Genomic DNA, 19,721 nt, shown 5'->3' with positions numbered 1-19,721 from the left:
GATGGCGCGAAGTGTAACGATAGATTGACGTCAACTGTGATGGAGGGCCATACTCAGGGCATAGAGCGACCCGACGCCACCGATGCGAGGAGTTCCCATGCCGACAGCCGCCTCTCTCGCCCCGGCTCCGGCCCAGGCCCATTCCGGCCCGGCGCCGGCGGTTCCGCCCGCCGCGGCGGTGCCCCCGCGCTACCCGTTTTCCGCCATCGTCGGGCAGGAGGCCATGAAGACCGCCCTGCTGATCGCCGCCGTCGACCCCTCGGTGGGCGGTGTCATGGTGTTCGGCGACCGGGGCACGGGCAAGTCGACGGCGGTGCGTGCGCTGGCCGGGCTGCTGCCCGCCATGACCGTGGTGGAGGGCTGCCGCTACAATCGCGACCCGTCCGACCCGGCGCCGTGCGTCGCCGGCTGCGCCGGATGCAGCGGCGGCGCCGCGGCATCCGTGTCCGCGCCCGTGCCGGTGGTGGACATGCCGCTGGGCGTCACCGAGGATCGCGTGCTGGGCGCGCTCGACCTGGAGCGGGCGTTGACCCGCGGCGAAAAGGCGTTCGAGCCCGGCCTGCTGGCCCGTGCCCATCGCGGGTTCCTCTATGTGGACGAGGTCAACCTGCTGGAGGACCACCTGGTGGACCTGCTGCTGGACGTGGCGGCCTCGGGCGAGAACGTGGTGGAGCGCGAGGGCCTGAGCGTCCGCCATCCCGCCCGCTTCGTGCTGGTGGGCAGCGGCAATCCCGAGGAGGGTGAACTGCGCCCGCAGCTTCTCGACCGCTTCGGACTGGCGGTGGACGTGGGCACGCCGCGCGACGTGAAGACGCGCGTCACCGTGATCAAGCGCCGCGACGCCTTCGACCGCGACCCCGCCGCCTTCGCCGCCGCCTGGGCGGAGGCCGAGGCCGAGCCGCGCGCCGCCGTCGTCGCCGCCCGTGGCCGACTGGCGGCGGTGACCGTGCCTGATGACGCTTTGGAGCAGGCCGCCGCCCTGTGCCTGACGCTCGGCACCGACGGCCTGCGCGGCGAGTTGACGCTCATGCGCGCCGCCCGTGCCCTGGCCGCGCTGGAAGGCGCGCCGGCCGTGGCGGCCGACCATCTGCGGCGCATGGCGTCCCTGGCGCTGGGGCATCGCCTGCGCCGCGATCCGCTGGACGAGGCGGGCTCCGGCGCTCGGGTGGCGCGCGCAGTGGAGGAGGTCTTCGCGCCATGACCGACGCCGCCGCCCCCGGCGAGGCCGGCCTGTGCTGGGCCGATGCCGCCTACGCCGCCGCCCTGCTGGCCGTCGATCCGGCGGGGCTCGGCGGCGCGGTGCTGCGGGCGGCGCCAGGGCCTGTACGAGACCGCTGGCTGCGGCTGTTTCGCGAGCGTCTGCCGGAGGCGGCGCCGGTGCGGCGCATGCCCGCGCATATCTCCGACGACGGCCTGCTCGGCGGCCTTGATCTGCCGGCCACCCTGCGCGCAGGCCGCCCCGTCGCCCGTGCCGGACTGCTGGCCGAGGCCCATGGCGGCGCCGTCGTCGTTCCCATGGCGGAGCGCCTGTCGGCGGGCGTGGCGGCGCGGCTGCGGGCGGTGCTGGACGAGGGCCGCGTGCGGGCCGCGCGCGACGGGCTGGTGCTGGAAGTGCCGGCGCGGCTGGGCGTGGTGGCGCTGGACGAAGGCGCCGCGGACGAGGCCGTGCCTCCCGCGCTCGCCGACCGACTGGCCCTGCACCTGGACCTGCACCCTTTCCGCCCCACCGAGCCCGCAGCCGTGCCCGACGCGGCGGCCGTGGCGGCGGCGCGGGCGCGGCTGACGTCGGTGTCGGTCGGCGACGACGTGGTGGAGACCCTGAGCGCGGCAGCCGTGGCGCTGGGCGCGGACTCGCTGCGCGCACCCCTTCTGGCCGTGCGCGCGGCCCGGGCGGCGGCGGCGCTGGCCGGCCGCGGGGCGGTGGCGGAGGCCGACGCGGCCCGCGCCGCCCTTCTGGTGCTCGCCCCGCGCGCCACGCGCCTTCCCCAGGCGGAGCCCGAGGCCGAGCAGGCGCCGGACGCGCCGGTTGATAACGATCGGCCGCCGGACCAGGACGGGGAGAGCGGCGGCGAGGCCGCCGACGGCGACGTGCAGGAGACCGGGCGGGCCGTTCTGCCGCCGGGTCTGCTGGAACAGTTGAAGGCGGCCGCCCGCCTGCGCGCCGCCGGACCTTCGACCGGTCGCGCGCCGGTCAAACGGCGCGCTCAAGGGGCGGGGCGTCCCGCCGGAGTGCGCCTCGGGGCACCGCCGCCGGGCGCGCGTCTGGCGGTGGTGGAGACGCTGCGCGCCGCCGCGCCGTTGCAGCGGCTGCGGGGGGCGGCGCCGGCCGAGCCCTTGCGCATCCGGCCCGAGGATTTCCGCCACCAGCGCACCATCCCGCGCACGCGCACCACCACCATTTTCGCCGTCGACGCCTCGGGCTCCGCCGCGCTGGCGCGGTTGGCCGAGGCCAAGGGAGCGGTGGAACTGCTGCTGGCCGACTGCTATGTGCGCCGCGACCGGGTGGCGGTCATCGCCTTCCGGGGCACGGGCGCCGACCTTCTCCTGCCGCCGACCCGATCGCTGGCGCGCGCCCGGCGCAGCCTGTCGGCATTGCCCGGCGGCGGCGGCACCCCCCTGGCCGCCGGCCTGGATGCGGCGCTGGCGCAGGTGGAGGCGGCCCTGCGCCGGGGCGAGCGCCCGGTGGTGGTGGTGCTGACCGACGGCCGCGCCAACGTGTGCCGGAACGGGACGGGAGGGCGCCGCGCCGCCGCCGCCGAGGCCGAGGCCGCCGCCCGCTCGCTCAGGGCATCCGGCGCCGCCTGTCTTGTCGTGGACACCGCCAACCGGCCCGATGCGCGGGCAGAGGCGGTGGCGGCGGCCATGGCGGCGCGCTATCTGGCCCTGCCGCGCGCCGATGCCGCGACCCTGTCCCGCGCCGCCCGTGCGGCGGGAGAGGAGGGCGGCCATGCTGTTTCCGCCTGAACGGCCCGACTGGGAGCGCGACGGCCGCGACTGGCCCAACCGCGAACACAGCCGCTTCGTCGCCGCCGGCGGCCTGCGCTGGCACGTCCAGCTCGCGGGCGAGGGGCCGGCGGTGCTGCTGCTGCACGGCACCGGCGCCTCCACCCACACCTGGCGCGACATGCTGCCGCTGCTGGCGCGCGAGATGACCGTCATCGCCCCCGACCTGCCGGGCCAGGGCTTTTCCGAGCCGCTGCCCTTCCACCGCCTGACCCTGGGCGGCATGGCGGCGGCGATGGCCGATCTGCTGCGGCGGCTGGAGGTGGCGCCGGCGATGATCGTCGGCCACTCCGCCGGCGCCGCCATCGCCGTGCGCATGGCCCTGGACGGGCGCGTCCGCCCCGACCTTCTGGTCAGCCTGAACGGGGCGCTGGTGGGGTTCGACGGTGTGGCGGGGCACCTGTTCCCGTCGCTCGCCAAGCTTCTGTTCGTCAACCCGCTGACGCCCCGCCTGTTCGCCATGCGCGCCGAGGAGCCCCGCGTGCGCCGGATGCTGGCCGAGACGGGCTCGACCATCGGCGCGCGAGGGGAGGAGCTTTACCTGCGCCTGTTCCGCAAGCCCGGCCACGTCGCCGGGGCACTGGGCATGATGGCGGGATGGGATCTGCACGGCCTGGAGCGGGCACTGCCCGGCCTTCGCTGTCCGCTGACGCTCGTCACCACCCGCGACGACCGCATGATCCCGCCGGAAAAGGCCCGCCGCGCCGCCGGGCGGGTGCCGGGGGCGACGCTGCTGGTGCGGGAGAGCGGCGGGCACCTTGTTCACGAGGAACGGCCCGAGGCCATCGTCACCCTGCTGCTGGAAACCGCGCGCGAGACCGGCATCCTGCCGGGAGAGACCGCACCGCCGGTCGCCAACGGAGGTCCGTCATGACCGTCATGCCACCACCCCGCCACCTGTTCGCCGCCCCGTCGTCAGAGGACGCGCGCCCCCACGCCGTCGTCATCGGCTCGGGCTTCGGCGGGCTGGCGGCGGCGGTGCGGCTGGGGGCGCTGGGCTACCGCGTGACGGTGCTGGAGCGCCTGGACCAGCCGGGCGGCCGGGCCAACGTCTTCCACCAGGACGGCCACGTCTTCGATGCCGGGCCGACCATTGTCACCGCGCCCTTCCTGCTGGAGGAGTTGTGGAGCCTCTGCGGCCGGCGGCTTTCCGACGACGTGACGCTTGTTCCCATGCATCCCTTCTACCGCATCCGCTTCGACGACGGCGCCACCTTCGCCGCCTCCGCCGACCCCGACGCCATGCGGGCGGAGGTGGCGCGGCTGGCCCCGGCCGACGTCGCGGGCTACGAACGGTTCTTCCGGGAAGCCGCCGACATCTACCGTGTCGGGTTCGAGAAGCTGGGCGCGGTGCCCTTCGGTTCGGTGGCGGACATGCTGCGGCGCCTGCCGGACCTGATCCGCATGGGCGCGCACCGCAGCGTGTGGCGGCACGTCGCAAGCTGCGTGAAGGACGAACGGTTGCGCACGGCGCTCAGCTTCCATCCGCTGTTCATCGGCGGCAATCCCTTCAGCGTGACCTGCGTCTACAGCCTGATCGCCTATCTGGAACGCCGCGACGGCGTCCACTTCGCCATGGGCGGGACGCACAGCATCGTGCGCGGCCTGGTCGGGCTGATCGAAGGGCAGGGGAATGCGGTGCGCCTGAACGCCGACGTGGCCGGGATCACCACCCGCGACGGCCGGGCGACGGGCGTCGTGCTGGCGGATGGAGAGGCCATCGCCGCCGACGTGGTGGTCTCCAACGCCGACACCGCCACGACCTACGCGAAGCTCTTGAAGCCCGAGGCGCGGCGGCGGTGGACGGACGGGAAGGTCGGCCGGGCGCGGCAGTCCATGGGCGTGTTCCTGTGGTACTTCGGCACGGATCGCCGGTGGCCGGCGGTGGACCATCACACCATCTTGCTCGGCCCCCGCTACAAGGGCCTGCTGACGGACATCTTCCGCCGCAAGCGCGTGGCGGCCGACATGAGTCTCTACCTCCACCGCCCGACCGCCACCGATCCCGGCCTCGCGCCGCCGGGGCGGGATACGTTCTATGCACTGTCGCCTGTGCCCAACCTGGCCGGCGGCGAGACGTGGCCGGCGGAGCGGGTGGAAACCTATCGCCGGATGGTGGAAAAGCGGCTGGAGGAGACCGTTCTGCCCGGCCTGTCGGCGCACGTCACCACCAGCCGCGTCGCCACGCCGGTCCACTTCCGCGACCGCTACAAGGCATGGCAGGGGGCGGCCTTCGGCATGGAGCCGGTGCTGACCCAAAGCGCCTGGTTCCGTCCCCACAACGCCAGCGAGGACGTGCGCGGTCTGTATATCGTCGGCGCCGGGACGCATCCGGGCGCCGGATTGCCGGGCGTGTTGTCGTCGGCCAAGATATTGGATGAGGTGGTGCCCCATGCGTCGACCGTCCGCTGAACCGCTGGCCAGCCCCGCCGACTTCGCCGCCTGCCGCGAGACCATCCGCGGCGGGTCGCGCACCTTCTACGCCGCGTCGCTGCTGCTGCCGCCGCGCCTGCGCGGGCCCGCCTATGCGCTCTATGCCTTCTGCCGCGCCTCCGACGACGCGGTGGACGACGGCGCGGACCCGGCCGCCGCCGTGGTCCGCCTGCGCGCCCGGCTGGAGCGCGCCGCTGCCGGGCGGCCGCTCGACCACCCCTGCGACCGCGCCTTCGCCGCGACGCTCGCCGATCATGCCATCCCGCCCGCGCTGCCCGCCGCCCTGCTGGAGGGGCTGGCGTGGGACGCCCACGGCCGGGATTATGAGACGCTGGCCGACCTGCGGGCCTATGCCGCGCGGGTGGCGGGAACGGTGGGCGCCATGATGACGCTGCTCATGGGCCGGCGGGAGCCTGCGGTGCTCGCGCGGGCCTGCGACCTGGGCGTGGCCATGCAATTCACCAACATCGCCCGCGACGTGGGAGAGGACGCCCGCGCCGGCCGCCTCTACCTGCCGCGCGCCTGGATGCGGGAGGCGGGGCTTGATCCCGACGCCTTCCTGGCCGCGCCCGCCCTGTCGCCGGCGCTTCAGGGCGTGGTGGCGCGGCTGCTGGCCGAGGCGGATGCGCTGTATGCGTGCTCGCGCCCCGGTATCGACCAGCTTCCGCGCCGCTGCCGTCCGGCGATCCAGGCCGCCCGCGTGCTCTATGCCGAGATCGGCCGGGCGGTGGACGACCCTGTGACCCGCCGCGCCGTGGTGCCGGCCTCACGCAAGCTGTGGCTGCTGGCCCCGGCGCTGGCGGCGGCGGCCCGGCCGACGAGGGCGGACGGGCTGGCCCTGGAGCCCCTGGCCGAAACGCGCTTCCTGTTGGACGCGGTGGCGGCGGCGCCGGTGCCCTTCGATGCCGGCCGGCGACAGGGCGCGGCGGAATGGACCATCGACCTGTTCCTGGAACTGGCCCGGCGGGAGCGGGCGGCGTCGGCGCCGTAGGCAACGGAGGGAAACGCGGACAAGAAAACGGTGCCATCTGCGGATGGCACCGTTTCTCGTCGGGCAGTGCCCCTGGTCACTGGTTCGGGGCCATGTCCGGGTCCAGCACCTCCGCAGCGCGCGGCGTGATGGTCTTGGGCGCGAACTCGTACGGAATGGCTCCCACGCGCTCCGCCGGGTCCAGCGGCAGCCGGGGCAGGCCGAGGCTGGGGTAGTGAACCACCATGTTGGCGCCGTACAGCGGCTTCCACGCGCCCTTGTGACAGGTCTTGCAGTACACCTTGCCGGGGTCGCCCATCTCGCCCAGCCGCTCGGGCGGGAAGACGCTGGCCAGGGGCTCGATGTGCTTGGTGTTGATCTCGGCCGCCATGTTGATGCCGTACCACGCCGTCGAGCGCGCCGGATTGCTCTGGCCCCAGTTGGCCAGCGCCCGGCTGTTGTGGCAGAAGGTGCAGTTGACGCCCAAGCTGTCCGACATCTGCATCATCAACTCGTAGACGTACTGGGTGTCGTCCAGAAGCCCGGCCGGCGCCGGCGTTCCGGAGGCGGGCAGGGCGGTCAGCGACTGGACGTTCAGCGGCTTGGAGTCCAGCAGGTAGTCCTCGAACTGCTTTTCCGAGAAGTAGTCGTAGACGTTCTCTGCGCCAAAGTCCCAGTTGATGTCCAGCTGCCCGACGAGGCCGGTGGTCTTGTACTCGCCATCGCGGTACCAGATGGGCTGCGGCACCGGCTGGCCGCGGTGGCAGGTGTAGCAGGTCACGCCCGCCGGGTAGACGTGCGAGCCCCAGTTGGTGTTGATGGCCTGCGTCATCTGGAACATGCGGCGGCTGACGATCTTGGTATAGGGCTCGTCCAGCGCCAGGTTTTCCAGGTTGTGGCAGTACTCGCACCCCTGTTCCGGCGCCACCCATTCGGTGATGGCCGACATCAGGCGGATGAACTGGTCGGCGTCCAGGTCGCCCAGGACCTGGACGTTCTCGTAGACGTTCCTGGCCTTCTGATCCTCGGGCACCGGCTCCAGCCGGTCGAGCACCACGCCGCCCTTGGCGTCGTAGGCCGCTTCCGCCGCCGGCCAGGGGGGGAGGGGCTCGGGGGCGGCGTTGAGGGCCTGCTGCTCCACCAGTTCGCGCGGGTTGTAGACCTGCGCCATGCCGATGCCGCGGTAGCCGGTCTGAACGCTTTGCACCGGCGGCCGGTCCCAGTCGGGAACGATCAGGAAGAAGGCGGTCACGGCCAGCGTGAGCACCAGGCCCCCGAAGATGGCGTAGAAGCGTTTGATGTTCGGATCTTCGGTCATTGCGGCGCCTCCAGCACACCCTGTGGCACGGGGAAGTCACCCCAGATGTCGGGGTACGGCGGGGCCACGCCGTGCTTCACGCCCCACAGGTACCAGTTGTCCACCACGGTTCCGGTCAGCAGGATGCCGATGCCGCCGGTCAGCGTGGTCAGCACCGCGAACCACCAGGCCCAGCGGTGGATGCTCTCGAACGTGGCGTTGAAGCCCATGGTCCAGCGCCAGAACAGCGCGCCGCGCTCGGCCGCCGTGCCGCGGTCGATGATCTCGTCGGCCTCGCGCTCGCCGCCGAAGCGCACGACCGCCAGGATGGTGGCGCCGTGCATGGCGAACAGCATGGTCGAGCCGTACAGGAAGAAGATCGAGAGCATGTGGAACGGGTTGTAGAAGAAGTTCCCGTAGCGCACCGAGAACACCGCCGTCCAGTTCAGGTGCGGCACGATGCCGAACGGCACCGCTTCCTCGAAGCTGCCCATGAATACGGGGCGGATGATGCCCAGGCTCAGGTACAGGAAGATCGCCGACAGGAACGCCCAGGCCACATGCGTGCCCATGCCCAGCGCACGGGCGCGGCGGTACATGCGCACCCACCACAGCAGGATGGACGCGGTCAGGAAGAACCCGGCGAGCTGCCACCAGCCGCCCTCCTGCAGCGGCGCCAGGCCCAGTCCGTGTTCCGCCGTCGGCGGGCGCAGGGCAAGGAAGGGAAGCTGGCGGATGAACTCCACCGGGTCCCAGTTGACCGTCGCCCACATGTTCAGGCCGATGATCTCGATGGCGATGAAGCCGCAGACCAGCGACGCGACACCCCAGGCGCCCAGGTAGAACGGGCCGATCTGGGCGTCGCCGATCTTGCCCAGCCAGTAGGAGTGGATGGGCCGGCCCAGGCGCGGCAGCGACGTGCGGGGAAGGTCGATGCCTTCCTCGTCGGGGCCGTGCACCTGGACCTGGGTGAATATGCTCTGATACCGGGCCATTGTGCCGTCTCCCTCACATGAAGCCACGCGGGTCCCAGAACGGGAGGTTCAGCCACCAGTTCCACCAGACCGGCCAGCCCTGGGTCCAGAAGGGGCCGCTGATGACGATGCAGATGGCCGACCAGATGCCGGCGTTCAGCGCCAGGAACAGCCCAAGGCGATGGATGCCGAGCGCGCCGATGGAATACGTGATGGTGTCGCGGAAATAGGCGTTCTCGTGCTCGGCGCTTTTGGCGACCTCGCCCTTGCCGGGATTGACCGCCGACAGGATCACGCCGCCGTGCAGCGACAGGGCGAAGGTGGTGGTGAAGAAGAACGTCACCGCCAGCATGTGCGCCGGGTTCAGGTGGAAGTGCAGGTACTGGTAGCCGACGTTGCTCACCCAATCGAGATGGCTGAGGATGCCGTAGGGGAAACCGTGCCCCCAGGCGCCCATGAGCACTGGACGGATGACCACCAGCGTGATGTAGGCGATGACCGCCGTGAAGTAGGCGATGGGTACATGGTACCCGATGCCCAGCTTGCGGCAGATTTCCACCTCGCGCAGGGTCCAGGAGATGAAGGCGCCCAGCGCGAAGATGGTGATGAGCTGCCACAAGCCGCCGTCCAGCAGCGGCGCCGGCCCCAGGCCGTATTCCAGCGGCGGCGGGTTGATGCTGATCTGCCAGACGTTCCACGTCGGCCCCTGGGATGCGCCCCAGAGGATCAGCAGCGTGCCCAGCAGCGTGCAGAAAATGGCGGTGACGCCGAAAAACCCGACATAGAACGGGCCGGCCCAGAAGTCGAAGAGGTCGCCGCCTAGGATCGTTCCTCCTCGAACGCGATACTTTCGCTCGAAACTCAGCATGGACATTGTGGCGGACTCCCTCTTGGCGCTTCCTTGACGCTCCGTCGCTTGCGCGCCGGAGCTGCTTTCATGCGCCACGCAGGCTCACGCGCCATGCGGCGCGGGGTCGCAGTCGCGACCCTATTCGCCCGGCGAGACGGCGGAGGGTTTCAGGCTTTGCCGCAATCCCTCCGCCACCTGTCGCGTGCCGTCGGCGTCAACCCGACGTTGGCGGCATCTGCCCGGCGGAGACGGACGGCTGCGGGCCGGTCAACCAGTTGAACCGGTCGGTGCTGAGCAGGATGAAGTGGATCAGCAGCGCCAGGACGAACAGGAAGGTAAAAAGCGCGATCAGCGCCCGTCGCGGGTCGAAAAGAAGCCAGACCTTATGCATGGTGTGCTCCTCCTCAGGTCAGCATGGGCAGGACGGACTGAACCGTCTCGACCATGGAGGTGTCGTAGCCCTGCTCGCCGGGAAGCCAGGGACGCCAGATCCACGCAAGGATGTGGGCGACCACCGCGACGCCGGTGAAGATCAGGAAGCTGGTCATGAAGATGCCGTGGAATTCCTTGGCCTCTCCCTCCGTCAGACCGGAGATCGAGGTCCCTCGGTCGGTGTCTGCCATTGTGTCCTCCTCGGTTGGTTGGGATCGGGCGTGCAGCGTGCCGGGGTCGGACCGGCCATGCGCGCGCCCACACGCCCCGAAGGACGCCGCCGCGCCGGTCAGGGCGGGCCGGCGGCCTCCGGCAGGGCCTCGTGGGCCCGCATCACGCGGGCCTCGGTGACGCGGGGTTCGGCGGCGGCGCGGGCCTCGCGCTCCGCCCGGTCGCGCAAGGTCTTGGCCGCCGAGATGCGCAGCAGGAAGGGCACCTCCGCCATCATCCGCTCCAGCGCCGCTGATGCCGCCGCATCCCACGGCAGAGCGTCGCGCACGGGCGTCGCCGCGCGGTCGTCCATGGCCGTGCCCAGCGGCAGGATGTGGAAGAGGGCGTCGAACAGCGCGTTGCAGTATTCCTGCAGCACGTAGGTCGCGCCGGCGTAGCCCATGAACGGCGTTCCCGTCGCTCGTCGCACGATGGCGCCGGGGAAGCTGGCCGGGATGTACTGCGCCTTCGCGCCCGTCTCGGCCAGGTACATGCGCTCGTTATAGGACCCGAACAGCACCAGCGGCGGGGACTTGGAAAGCGCCTCGCGCGCGGCGGCGTTGTCGGTCTTCTCCCCCGGCCGGCGGCTGACGGCGAAGGAGCACGGGATGCCAAGTTCGTCTTCCAGATACCGCCGCAGGCCGTGGGTGTAGGTGGCGCTTGCCGCGACCGCGAAGCTGGCGGTGGCGAAGAAGTCCTGCGTGACGCTGCGCCACAGGTCCCACACGGGCTTGAGCGTGGTTTCCTTCTCCCGCGCGATGAACGGCTCCGGGTCCAGGCCCGTCAACTCCCCCAGGGTGTGCAGGAAGTTGGTGGTGGCGAACATGCCGATGGGGGCTTGCAGGTAGGGCTTGCCCAGCGCCTCGCAGAGCTTGCGCCCGAACTCGCGGTAGAGGCAGATGTTGACGTCGGCGTCGCTTAAGCGGGGGATGTCCTCCAGCTTCGCGCCCAGCGGGAACACCAGGTTGACGGCGCAGCCCATGCCTTCCACCAGCCGGGTGATTTCCGCCAGATCGGAGGGCATGTTGAAGGTGCCGTACTGCGGGCCGATGATGTTGACCAGCGGCGGCGAGCCTTCCGGCCGTTCGGACCTGCGGCGCTTCGCCTTCTTCGCCCCGAACTCCTGCCACAGCCAGGCCAGCGCGCGGTCGGCGCTCTGCCATTGGTCCTCGTCGATGGTGCGGGGCAGGAAGCGCTTGAGGTTCGAGCCTTCCGGCGTGACGCCGCCGCCGATCATCTCGGCGATGGAGCCCGTGACCACCACAGCCGGAAGGTCGGTGTCGCGGGCGCCGTTGGCGCGCCGCATGGCCGCTTCCGTGCCGTTCATCGAAAGCTCGTCCTCGCCCAGCCCCGTGACGGTGATGGGCAGTTCGTGGGCGGGCAGGGCGTCGGTGTAGTGGAGGACGGCCGTCACCGGCAGGTTCTCGCACCCCACCGGACCGTCGATGACGACGCGCAGGCCCTTGATGGCGGTGAAGGCGTAGACGGCGCCCCAGTAGCCGCCGGCGCGGTCGTGGTCGAGCACCAGCATGGCTCAGCCCTCCGCTTTCGTCATGGCGGGGCCGTATCCGGCCTTGGCGCCCGTACCGATGGGGCCGAAGAAGTCCACCATGCGCGTAAACCGTTCCCGCCCGCGCGTCTGGGCGGCCACGATCCCGGCGATGGAGCCCGCCCCGGCGGCGCCAAACAGCGGCCGGGCGGACACCATGTTGGTGAAGTAGATGGCCGGGATGCCCAATTCCTTGGCCTTCTGCACCAGGGGCGTGGTGCCGACGGCGAGGTCGGGGCCGACCTCGCGCATGGCCTCGACGTCCTGTTCCAGCGCGGCGCGATACTGGACATGACAGCCGTGGGCCGTCAGCCACTGGCGGTCGGCCTCGCTCCAGTCCGTGCGCGGGCAGGCGGTGCCGCAATAGGGCACCTCTGCCCCGGCCTCGATGAGCAGGCGGGCCACCAGCAGTTCCGAGCCCTCGTAGCCGGAAACGGTCACGCGCCCGTCGATCGGGTTGGCGGCGAGCGCGCCCCGGATGGTGGTGACGGCCTGGGCGCGGGCGGCCTGGATGCGCTTGGGCGATACGCCGGCGGCCTGTCCAACGGCCTCCAGCCAGGCGGCGGTGCCCTCCACCCCCACGGGGCCCGAGCCGACGACGGGCCGGCCGGCGCGGCGGAACTCGCGGACGCTGGCGGTGTAGAAGGGATGCACGGCGGCCGCCACGGCGCAATCCAGCGCCGCATACTGGTCGCGCCAAGTGCGGCTGGGCACGGGCGGGGCGACGGTCAGCCCCATGGGCGCCAGCAGCCCGCCGACGACCACGGGGTCGGCCGGGAACAACTCGCCTATCAGGGTGACGCGGCGGGCGTCCTCGGCGGTTGTGTCGGGGATGCTGTCGGGGCGGGCGACGGGGCCGGACTCCGCCTCCGTCCGTGCGCGCTTCAGCATGGCGGCGGCCAGGATGTCCTTGGCTTCCGCATGGGTGGGCACGCCGAAGCCCGGAACGTCGATGCCGATGACGCGCACCCCGTTCACCTGCTCGGGCAGCCGGTCCAGCGGCACGCCTGAGGCCGTGGGGACGCAGAGATTCGTCACCACGATGCAGTCGTAGCGGTCCGGATCGGCGGTCTCGACCACCGCGTCCTCGATGTCCTGGAAGATGCGGCCGGTGACGAGGCTTTCGGAATCGAAGGGCACGTACCCCACCGTCCGCCGCGCGCCGTAGAAGTGCGCCGTGAACGTCAGACCGTAGACGCAGCAGGCCGAGCCGCAGAGGATCGACGCGGTTCGCGCCATGCGCAGGCCGACGCGCAAGGACCCGAAGGCCGGGCACATGCTCTGCGGCTGGTCGTGCGGGCCCTTGGGATAGTCCTCCGCCAGCCTCGCCAGCGCCGGGCCCTTGCCGGCCTTCTCGGCGGCCTCACGGAGCGTGCCGGCGGAATGGCAGCCGTCGTCGGGCAGGGGGGTGTCCTTGGATGTCATGGTCATGCTCCCCCGTTCAGGCGCCGTCGTAGATGACTTCGAGGGACGGCTTGGCCACCACCTCGGTCGCGCACATGTCCGCCATGGTGGCTGGTTGCAGCACCACGTTGCGGCCGACGTCCTCGCCCTTGAACAGGTTCAGCAGGCCGTCGTGGTCGAGCGGCGCCGGCAGCACCGGCCCGGCCGCGCCCGCCTCGGCGGCGAGGCTCTCGAACAGGGGCGCCCAGGGGGTGCCGGGCCTGCCGATGATCTGGTAGCTGGCGGACTTGCGGCGGATGTCCTCGTCGGCGGGGATGGAGGCCAGCACGGGGATGCCCACGGCCTTGGCGAAGGCGTGGGCTTCGCCGGTGCCGTCGTCCTTGTTCACCACCAGCCCGGCGACGCCCACGTTGCCGCCCATCTTGCGGAAGTATTCCACCGCCGAGCAGACGTTGTTGGCGACATACAGGCTTTGCAGGTCGTTGGAGCCGACGACGATCACCTTCTGGCACATGTCCCGCGCGATGGGCAGGCCGAAGCCGCCGCACACCACGTCGCCCAGGAAGTCCAGCAGGACGTAATCGAAGTCCCACTCGTGGAAGCCCAGTTTCTCCAGCAGCTCGAAACCGTGGATGATGCCGCGCCCGCCGCAGCCGCGCCCCACTTCCGGGCCGCCCAGTTCCATGGCGAAGACGCCGTCGCGCATGAAGCAGACGTCGCCGATCTCCACCGGCTCGCCGGCCAGCTTCTTCTTGCTGGAGGTCTCGATGATGGTGGGCACGCTGCGCCCGCCGAACAGAAGCGACGTGGTGTCGCTCTTGGGGTCGCAGCCGATCAGCAGCACGCGCTTGCCCTGCTGCGCCATCATGTAGCTGAGGTTCGCCAGCGTGAAGCTTTTGCCGATGCCGCCCTTGCCGTAGATGGCGATCACCTCGGTCTTCGTGCGCTTGGCCGGCGGCGGCGCGGGGGCTTGGTCGTCGCGCGGAGTCATGAGGTTGCGCTCCAGTCCAGGATCATTTTCAGGCAGGCGGGGTCTTGGAAGGCCGTGCGGTAAGCCGCTTCGGCGTCTCCGGCGGGGCTGCGGTGGGTGATGAGGCCGTCGAGCGCCAGCCATCCGTCGGCCACCAGGGCGCGGACGGCGGTCAGGTCGTCGGGTGCCCATTCGGCGGCGATGCGCAGGCGGGCCTCGCGCATGAAGGCGGGCGGGAAGGAAAAGCCGACGCGCCCGGCGTAGAAGCCGGCCAGCACCGCCTCTCCCCTCGGCGCGAGGCGGCCGATCAGGGTGTCGAGCAGGTCCGCGTCGCCGCTGACGTCGACGATGCAGCCGTAGTCGGTACGGGCGTCGTCTTCGGGCGCGGTGACGGTGTAGCCGGTGGCGCCTTCGCGGCGGGTGGCGTCGTGCTCCCACACCGTCGGGGCGGGGTGGCCCAGCGCGATCGTCAGCCGCGCCAGCAGGCGGCCGAGGACGCCGTGGCCGATGACGAGGCCCGGCGCGTCGTTCCCGCCGGCGATGGCGTGATGGGCGGTGGCGGCCAGCGCCAGAAGCACGGCGCGCTCACCAAGCTCCGGATCGACGGCATGGGCGCGGGCGGCGGGCACCACCACCCGCCGGGCGGCACCGCCGAACAGGCCGCGCACCTCGCCGAAGCAGCGGGCGCCGGGGACGAAGACGGTGTCGCCCAGCCGATCGCGCACGGCTTCCCCCGCCGCCGAGACGCGGCCGACGGACTCATAGCCGGGCACCAGCGGGTAGCCCATGCCGGGGAAGGGCGGCATCCGGCCGCTCCACAGCAGGCGCTCCGTGCCCGTGGAAATGCCGCTGAAGGCGATGTCCACCACCACGTCCTCCGGTCCGGGCGCGGCGAGCGGCAGGCGCCGGAGCGTCAGGCGCTCGGGCTCCTCCAGGACGGCGGCGAGGGTGTCGAGGTCGGGGTGCACGGCGGATGTCTCTCGCTTTGGACTGATCTAACTGTCATATTAAACTTACATGACAAGGTGTCAAGTCTCGTTGTCGTCTGATCAGTCATTTCGCCGCGACACAAGCAGCCGCATCATCAGCGGTCTCCGCGTGCGCCGCTCCCGGATCGCGCCGAAACCGGCGTCGGTCAGCATCTCCCGCAGGCGCTCGGGCGTGCGGGTGTGGCCGCTGCCCATGGCAAGCAGGTAGAAGCCGAAGTAGGCATCGCTGATGGGCGCGCCGCCGGGGGTGCCAGACATGGGCTCGGCCACCAGCAGCGTGCCCCCCGGCGGCAGGGCGCGTGCGACGGCGCGGAGGATGGCGCGGGCGTCGTCGTCGTCGTGGTCGTGCAACACGCGGATCAGGGATGCCGCGTCGGCGCCATTCGGCAGCGGGTCACGGAAGACGTTTCCGCCGACGGCCTTGGCGCGGTTGGACAACCCGGCTTCGGCGAAGCGATCCCGTGCCAGGGCGGCGACGGGCGGCAGGTCGAACAGGATCAGGGCCGGCGTCGCGGCGTGGGCGGCCACGGCGCGCAGGAATGTACCGTCACCGCCGCCGACGTCCATCAGGCGGTTGACGCCGTCCAGCGGACAGGCATCCAGCACGTCTTCCGCCACCAGGTGCTGCGACGCGCTCATCAGCGCCGAGTAGTCGGCCACCTGGTCGCGGTCGAGTTCGGCGGGATTGTCGGCTCGGGCATAGGGCCAGTAGGAGCCGAGAGCCGTCTCCCGCCGCTCCCCGCGCAGCAGCCCGACGGGGTCGGCAAGGTCGCGGTAGAGCATGGCATGATGGCGCACCATGGCCTCCACCCCCGGATTGCCGAGCATGGCCGCGCCCAGCGGTCCCAGGCTCCAGCGGCCGTCGCGGCGGGCGGTCACCAGGTCCAGCGCGGCGGCGGCCTTCAGCAGGCGTTCCGTGGCGTTGGGATCAAGCCGCAGGTCGGGCGCCAGGGAATTCGTGGAGCGCGGGCCGCCCCGCAACAGCGGGAACAGCCTCAACTCCACGCAGGCGGCCAGCGTCTGGGCATAGACGAAGCCGGCGCACAGGTCGAACAGGGCCCTTGTCCGCCGCCGCGCCACCGGCCGGGTGAGTGGAAAGCCGGACGCCCAGCGCTGGAAGCGCGGGTCGGCGAGCGTCCGGTCGCGCCAGGCGGCCAGCCTTTCAAGAAGTCCGGCACGCCTCTCGGGCAGCACGGCGTCGCTCATGCCGCGCTCTGGGCCAGGCCCTTGGGCAGGAACTTCTTGGTTTCCAGCAGGATCAGGTCGCGCAGGTCGTCGCGGCCGGGGCAGTCGGGGATGGAGCCGATGGCCTGCCGCACCAGCTGGTCCAGCCGCGCCATGGCGCCCGCCACGCCCAGTTCCGCCGCCGCCGAGGGCCGGCCGAGGGCGGCGTCGCGCCCGACAGGCTTGCCCAGGTCCTCGGCCTTGCCCGCGACATCGCGCAGGTCGTCGGCCACTTGATAGGCCTCGCCCAGCGTCTCCCCCAACTCCCGCCAGGCGGCATGAGGGAAACCCGCCGCCGCCGCGCCGGCCATGGTGGCGGCGGCGAACAGGGCGCCGGTCTTCTCGCGATGGTAATCGGACAGGGACACGGCGGGCTCGCACTCCCACGCCTGCCCGGCGCTGATCCCCGCCGGCAATCCCGCCGAGGCGCCGACGATCGCCACCAGGGCCGGCAGCCGGTCGGGCGCGGCGGGGGCGGCCTGGGCGAGGGTCTGGAAGGCGAGCACGATGAGCGCATCGCCCGTCAGCACCGCCAGCCGTTCGTCGAACGCCTTGTGGACCGACGGCTTGCCCCGGCGCGTCCCGGCGTCGTCGAAGCAGGGCAGGTCGTCGTGCACCAGCGATGCGCAGTGCATCAACTCCACCGCCGCACCACCCGCCTCGGCCAGCCGGGGGGCATCGTCGCCGCAGGCGTGCGCCACGGCCAGCGCCAGGCGCGGGCGGATGCGCGCCCCGCCGGGAAAGACGGCATAGCGCACCGCGCGCGCCAGCCGGGGCGGACACGATGCCGCCTCGCCGCGCGCGACGGCGGCGTTCAAGGTCTGCTCCACCCGCGTCATGGCATCCATGAAATCCTCCCGGACCGCGTCCCTGTAAATCTCTTTTGTCAGGATCGTGTGTAAGTTATTCTAGACACAGATCGGTGTCCATTTCCAGAGAGGTCTTCGCGGTGACGGATCGGCGGGCGCATGTGGCGGTGATCGGGGCGGGCGTCGCCGGACTGACGGCGGCGGTGGACCTGGCGCGCCGGGGCTTTGCCGTGACGGTGCTGGAGCGCGGTCGGGCGCCGGGCGGCAAGATGCGCACGGTGGACGTCGCCGGCCGCGCCATCGACGCCGGGCCGACGGTGCTCACCCTGCCCGACGTGCTGGAGGATCTGTTCGCCGACGCCGGCGCGCGGCTGTCCGATCACCTGACGCTGGCGCGCGCCGACATCCTGGCCCGCCACGCCTGGGCGGATGATGGCGGCCGCTTTGACCTGCCGGCGGACCCGGAGGCGGCGGTGGTGGCGGTGGAGGCGTTCGCCGGCGCGGCGGAGGCGCGGCGTTTCGCCCGGTTCCTGAAGGACGCCCGGCGCATCTATCAGACCCTCGACCAGCCCTTCATGCGCGCCGACCGCCCCAGCGTCGGCGGGCTGGTGAAGCGGGCCGGGGCGCTGAACCTGGCCCGCATCAAGCCCTTCGCGACGCTGTGGAAGGCGCTGGGCGACTACTTCCACGACCCGCGCCTGCGCCAGTTGTTCGGGCGCTATGCCACCTATACCGGCTCCAACCCCTACCTCGCCCCGGCGACGCTCATGCTGATTGCGCATGTGGAGCAGGCGGGCGTGTGGGTGCCGACAGGCGGCATGGCGGCGGTGGCGCGCGCGCTGGCGGGGCTGGCGGAGTCGCTGGGGGTCGCGTTCGTCTACAACGCCGAGGTTGCCGCCATCCTGACCGGGCGGCAGGGGGTGGAGGGCGTGCGGCTGGCCGATGGCGCGACCATCGCCGCCGAGTCGGTGGTGTGCAACGCCGATGTGGCCGCACTCTCCACCGGCCTGTTCGGCAGCGCGCCCGCCGCCGCCGTCCCTGCCACCAAGCCGGCCGACCGCTCGCTTTCGGCCCTGACGCTGGCGCTGGTGGCGGAGACCGGCGGCTTTCCGCTGTCCCACCACACGGTGTTTTTCTCCGGCGACTACCGCGCGGAGTTCGACGCCATCGCCGCCGGCCGCCTGCCGCCGGAGCCGACAGTCTATGTCTGCGCCCAGGACAGAGGCGCGGCGGTGGACAGTCCGGCGCCGACGGGGGCGGAGCGGCTGTTCCTCATCGTCAACGCCCCGGCCATGGCCGACACGCACCCCCTTTCAGAGCAGGAGATCGCGCGATGCGAGGAGACGACCTTCACCCTGATGGCCCGCTGCGGCCTGACGCTCAAGGCCTCGCCGGAGGCGATGGTGCGGACCGGACCGGCAGAGTTCGCGAGGCTGTTCCCGGCGACGGGGGGCGCGCTCTACGGCCGGGCCTCGCACGGCTGGACGGCGAGCTTCGACCGGCCGGGCGCGCGGACCAAGCTGGCGGGGTTGTACCTGGCGGGGGGCAGCGTCCATCCGGGGGCGGGCGTGCCCATGGCGGCGCTCTCGGGGCGATTGGCGGCGGCGTCCCTGGCGAAGGACCACGGTTCGACGCGCCGGTAGGCGATGACGGCTACGTCTGGTGGTACGTGGATGCGGTCAGTGATGATGGGCGGGAGGCGCTGACCATCATCTGCTTCATCGGCAGCGTCTTTTCGCCCTACTACGCCTGGAACCGCCGCAAGGGCCCGACGGACCCGGCGCGGCACTGCTGCATGAACGTGGTGCTCTACGGCGCCTCGGCCAACCGCTGGGCCATGACCGAACGCGGCACGGCGAGCCTTGCGCGCGACGCCACCACCATCCGCATCGGCCCGAGCGGCCTGCGGTGGCAGGGCGGCGTCCTGACGGTGGACTTCGACGAGGTGACCGCCCCCATCCCCGGCCACGTCAAGGGCCGCCTGCGGGTGTATGCGGATGCCGTGACGCCGCGCGCCTTCACCCTCGATCCGGCCGGCGCGCATCGGTGGTGGCCCATCGCGCCGTCGTCGCGGGTGGAGGTGACGCTGCAAAAGCCCTCGCTATCATGGAAAGGCCGCGCCTACTTCGACACCAACGACGGCGCGGAACCCCTGGAGAGGGGCTTCGCCGACTGGGACTGGTGCCGGGCGCCGCTGAAGGACGGCGGCGCGGCGATCCTTTACGAGACGCGCCCGCTTGAGGGCCCCTCGCGGTGCCTGTCCCTGCGGATCGGGCGCGATGGCGCGAGCGAGGACATCGAACCGCCCGCGCCGGTGACGCTGCCCAAGACGAAGCTTTGGCGCATCCGCCGCGCCAGCCGGTCCCAGGCGCCGGAGGCCGCGCGGGTGGCGGGAACGCTGGAGGACACGCCGTTCTACGCGCGCTCGCTTCTGTCGCTGAAGCTGGCCGGAGAGGACGTGACGGCGGTGCATGAAAGCCTGGACATGCGGCGCTTCACCAATCCCGTGGTGCAGGCCATGCTGCCCTTCCGCATGCCGCGCGCCCTCGGCCGCTGACACGCGCCTTGGATTGAAATAGGTAAAAGGCTATCCTTTTTCTCGGGGAC

Annotated in this window: 18 protein-coding genes; 7 read left to right on the top strand and 11 right to left on the bottom strand. The window is 71.8% G+C overall.

Annotated features, from left to right (window positions below):
- The first annotated feature begins 97 nt into the window (after positions 1–97).
- Genes bchI through LG334_RS16825 form a run of 5 tightly spaced genes read left to right on the top strand, consistent with a single transcriptional unit; the run spans position 98 to position 6,427 of the window.
- On the top strand, positions 98–1,201 hold the full coding sequence (gene bchI / locus LG334_RS16845; protein ID WP_404379796.1) for a magnesium chelatase ATPase subunit I: 1,104 nt from the start codon (positions 98–100) through the stop codon (positions 1,199–1,201).
- Positions 1,198–2,964, top strand: a complete 1,767-nt coding sequence (locus LG334_RS16840) for a magnesium chelatase subunit D (RefSeq protein WP_404379795.1) — start codon at positions 1,198–1,200, stop codon at positions 2,962–2,964. The genes bchI and LG334_RS16840 overlap by 4 nt, the downstream gene beginning before the upstream one ends.
- Positions 2,948–3,877: an alpha/beta fold hydrolase BchO gene (bchO, locus tag LG334_RS16835; protein ID WP_404379794.1), complete on the top strand. Its 930-nt coding sequence runs from the start codon at positions 2,948–2,950 to the stop codon at positions 3,875–3,877. The genes LG334_RS16840 and bchO overlap by 17 nt, the downstream gene beginning before the upstream one ends.
- Positions 3,874–5,415 (top strand): phytoene desaturase, encoded by a 1,542-nt coding sequence (locus LG334_RS16830; RefSeq protein ID WP_404379793.1) that lies wholly within the window; start codon positions 3,874–3,876, stop codon positions 5,413–5,415. Before bchO ends, LG334_RS16830 begins: the two co-directional genes overlap by 4 nt.
- Positions 5,396–6,427, top strand: coding sequence for a phytoene/squalene synthase family protein (locus LG334_RS16825; RefSeq protein ID WP_404379792.1), 1,032 nt, complete (start codon positions 5,396–5,398; stop codon positions 6,425–6,427). Before LG334_RS16830 ends, LG334_RS16825 begins: the two co-directional genes overlap by 20 nt.
- A gap of 76 nt (positions 6,428–6,503) precedes the next feature.
- Here the strand turns inward: LG334_RS16825 and pufC are convergent, their stop codons facing one another.
- From pufC to LG334_RS16770, 11 genes are all read right to left on the bottom strand, one after another.
- Positions 6,504–7,724 carry a photosynthetic reaction center cytochrome PufC gene (pufC, locus tag LG334_RS16820; protein WP_404379791.1) on the bottom strand — a complete coding sequence of 407 codons (1,221 nt, stop codon included), beginning with the start codon at positions 7,722–7,724 and terminating at the stop codon, positions 6,504–6,506.
- Positions 7,721–8,698 carry a photosynthetic reaction center subunit M gene (pufM, locus tag LG334_RS16815; protein WP_404379790.1) on the bottom strand — a complete coding sequence of 326 codons (978 nt, stop codon included), beginning with the start codon at positions 8,696–8,698 and terminating at the stop codon, positions 7,721–7,723. Before pufM ends, pufC begins: the two co-directional genes overlap by 4 nt.
- 13 nt (positions 8,699–8,711) lie before the next feature.
- Positions 8,712–9,551, bottom strand: a complete 840-nt coding sequence (gene pufL / locus LG334_RS16810) for a photosynthetic reaction center subunit L (protein WP_404379789.1) — start codon at positions 9,549–9,551, stop codon at positions 8,712–8,714.
- A gap of 190 nt (positions 9,552–9,741) precedes the next feature.
- On the bottom strand, positions 9,742–9,918 hold the full coding sequence (gene pufA / locus LG334_RS16805; protein WP_009538664.1) for a light-harvesting antenna LH1, alpha subunit: 177 nt from the start codon (positions 9,916–9,918) through the stop codon (positions 9,742–9,744).
- A gap of 13 nt (positions 9,919–9,931) precedes the next feature.
- Positions 9,932–10,150 (bottom strand): light-harvesting antenna LH1, beta subunit, encoded by a 219-nt coding sequence (pufB, locus tag LG334_RS16800; RefSeq protein ID WP_404379788.1) that lies wholly within the window; start codon positions 10,148–10,150, stop codon positions 9,932–9,934.
- A 98-nt stretch (positions 10,151–10,248) separates the two neighbouring features.
- Entirely contained in the window at positions 10,249–11,700 is a 1,452-nt protein-coding gene (gene bchZ / locus LG334_RS16795) for a chlorophyllide a reductase subunit Z (protein WP_404379787.1), read from the bottom strand.
- 3 nt (positions 11,701–11,703) lie between these two features.
- Positions 11,704–13,143 (bottom strand): chlorophyllide a reductase subunit Y, encoded by a 1,440-nt coding sequence (gene bchY / locus LG334_RS16790; protein ID WP_404379786.1) that lies wholly within the window; start codon positions 13,141–13,143, stop codon positions 11,704–11,706.
- Positions 13,144–13,159: 16 nt separating this feature from the next.
- Positions 13,160–14,113 carry a chlorophyllide a reductase iron protein subunit X gene (locus LG334_RS16785; protein WP_404379785.1) on the bottom strand — a complete coding sequence of 318 codons (954 nt, stop codon included), beginning with the start codon at positions 14,111–14,113 and terminating at the stop codon, positions 13,160–13,162.
- Positions 14,110–15,060 (bottom strand): chlorophyll synthesis pathway protein BchC, encoded by a 951-nt coding sequence (bchC, locus tag LG334_RS16780; RefSeq protein WP_404379784.1) that lies wholly within the window; start codon positions 15,058–15,060, stop codon positions 14,110–14,112. The genes LG334_RS16785 and bchC overlap by 4 nt, the downstream gene beginning before the upstream one ends.
- Before the next feature lie 81 nt (positions 15,061–15,141).
- On the bottom strand, positions 15,142–16,287 hold the full coding sequence (locus LG334_RS16775; RefSeq protein ID WP_404379783.1) for a methyltransferase: 1,146 nt from the start codon (positions 16,285–16,287) through the stop codon (positions 15,142–15,144).
- Positions 16,284–17,153: a polyprenyl synthetase family protein gene (locus LG334_RS16770; protein WP_404379782.1), complete on the bottom strand. Its 870-nt coding sequence runs from the start codon at positions 17,151–17,153 to the stop codon at positions 16,284–16,286. The genes LG334_RS16775 and LG334_RS16770 overlap by 4 nt, the downstream gene beginning before the upstream one ends.
- A 74-nt stretch (positions 17,154–17,227) precedes the next feature.
- Here LG334_RS16770 and crtD point away from each other — a divergent pair, with 74 nt between their 5' ends.
- Both crtD and LG334_RS16760 read left to right on the top strand, forming a co-directional pair.
- The gene (gene crtD / locus LG334_RS16765) at positions 17,228–18,757 is read left to right on the top strand and encodes a 1-hydroxycarotenoid 3,4-desaturase CrtD (protein ID WP_404379781.1); all 1,530 of its coding nucleotides are present in this window, start codon (positions 17,228–17,230) and stop codon (positions 18,755–18,757) included.
- A gap of 26 nt (positions 18,758–18,783) precedes the next feature.
- Entirely contained in the window at positions 18,784–19,671 is an 888-nt protein-coding gene (locus LG334_RS16760; protein ID WP_404379780.1) for a carotenoid 1,2-hydratase, read from the top strand.
- Positions 19,672–19,721: the final 50 nt, after the last annotated feature.

Source organism: Caenispirillum salinarum, from assembly GCF_044803115.1.
Classification (GTDB): domain Bacteria; phylum Pseudomonadota; class Alphaproteobacteria; order Rhodospirillales; family Rhodospirillaceae; genus Caenispirillum; species Caenispirillum salinarum_A.
Note: the sequence above shows the minus strand (reverse complement) of the source record. Positions and strands in the feature narration are given on the sequence as shown.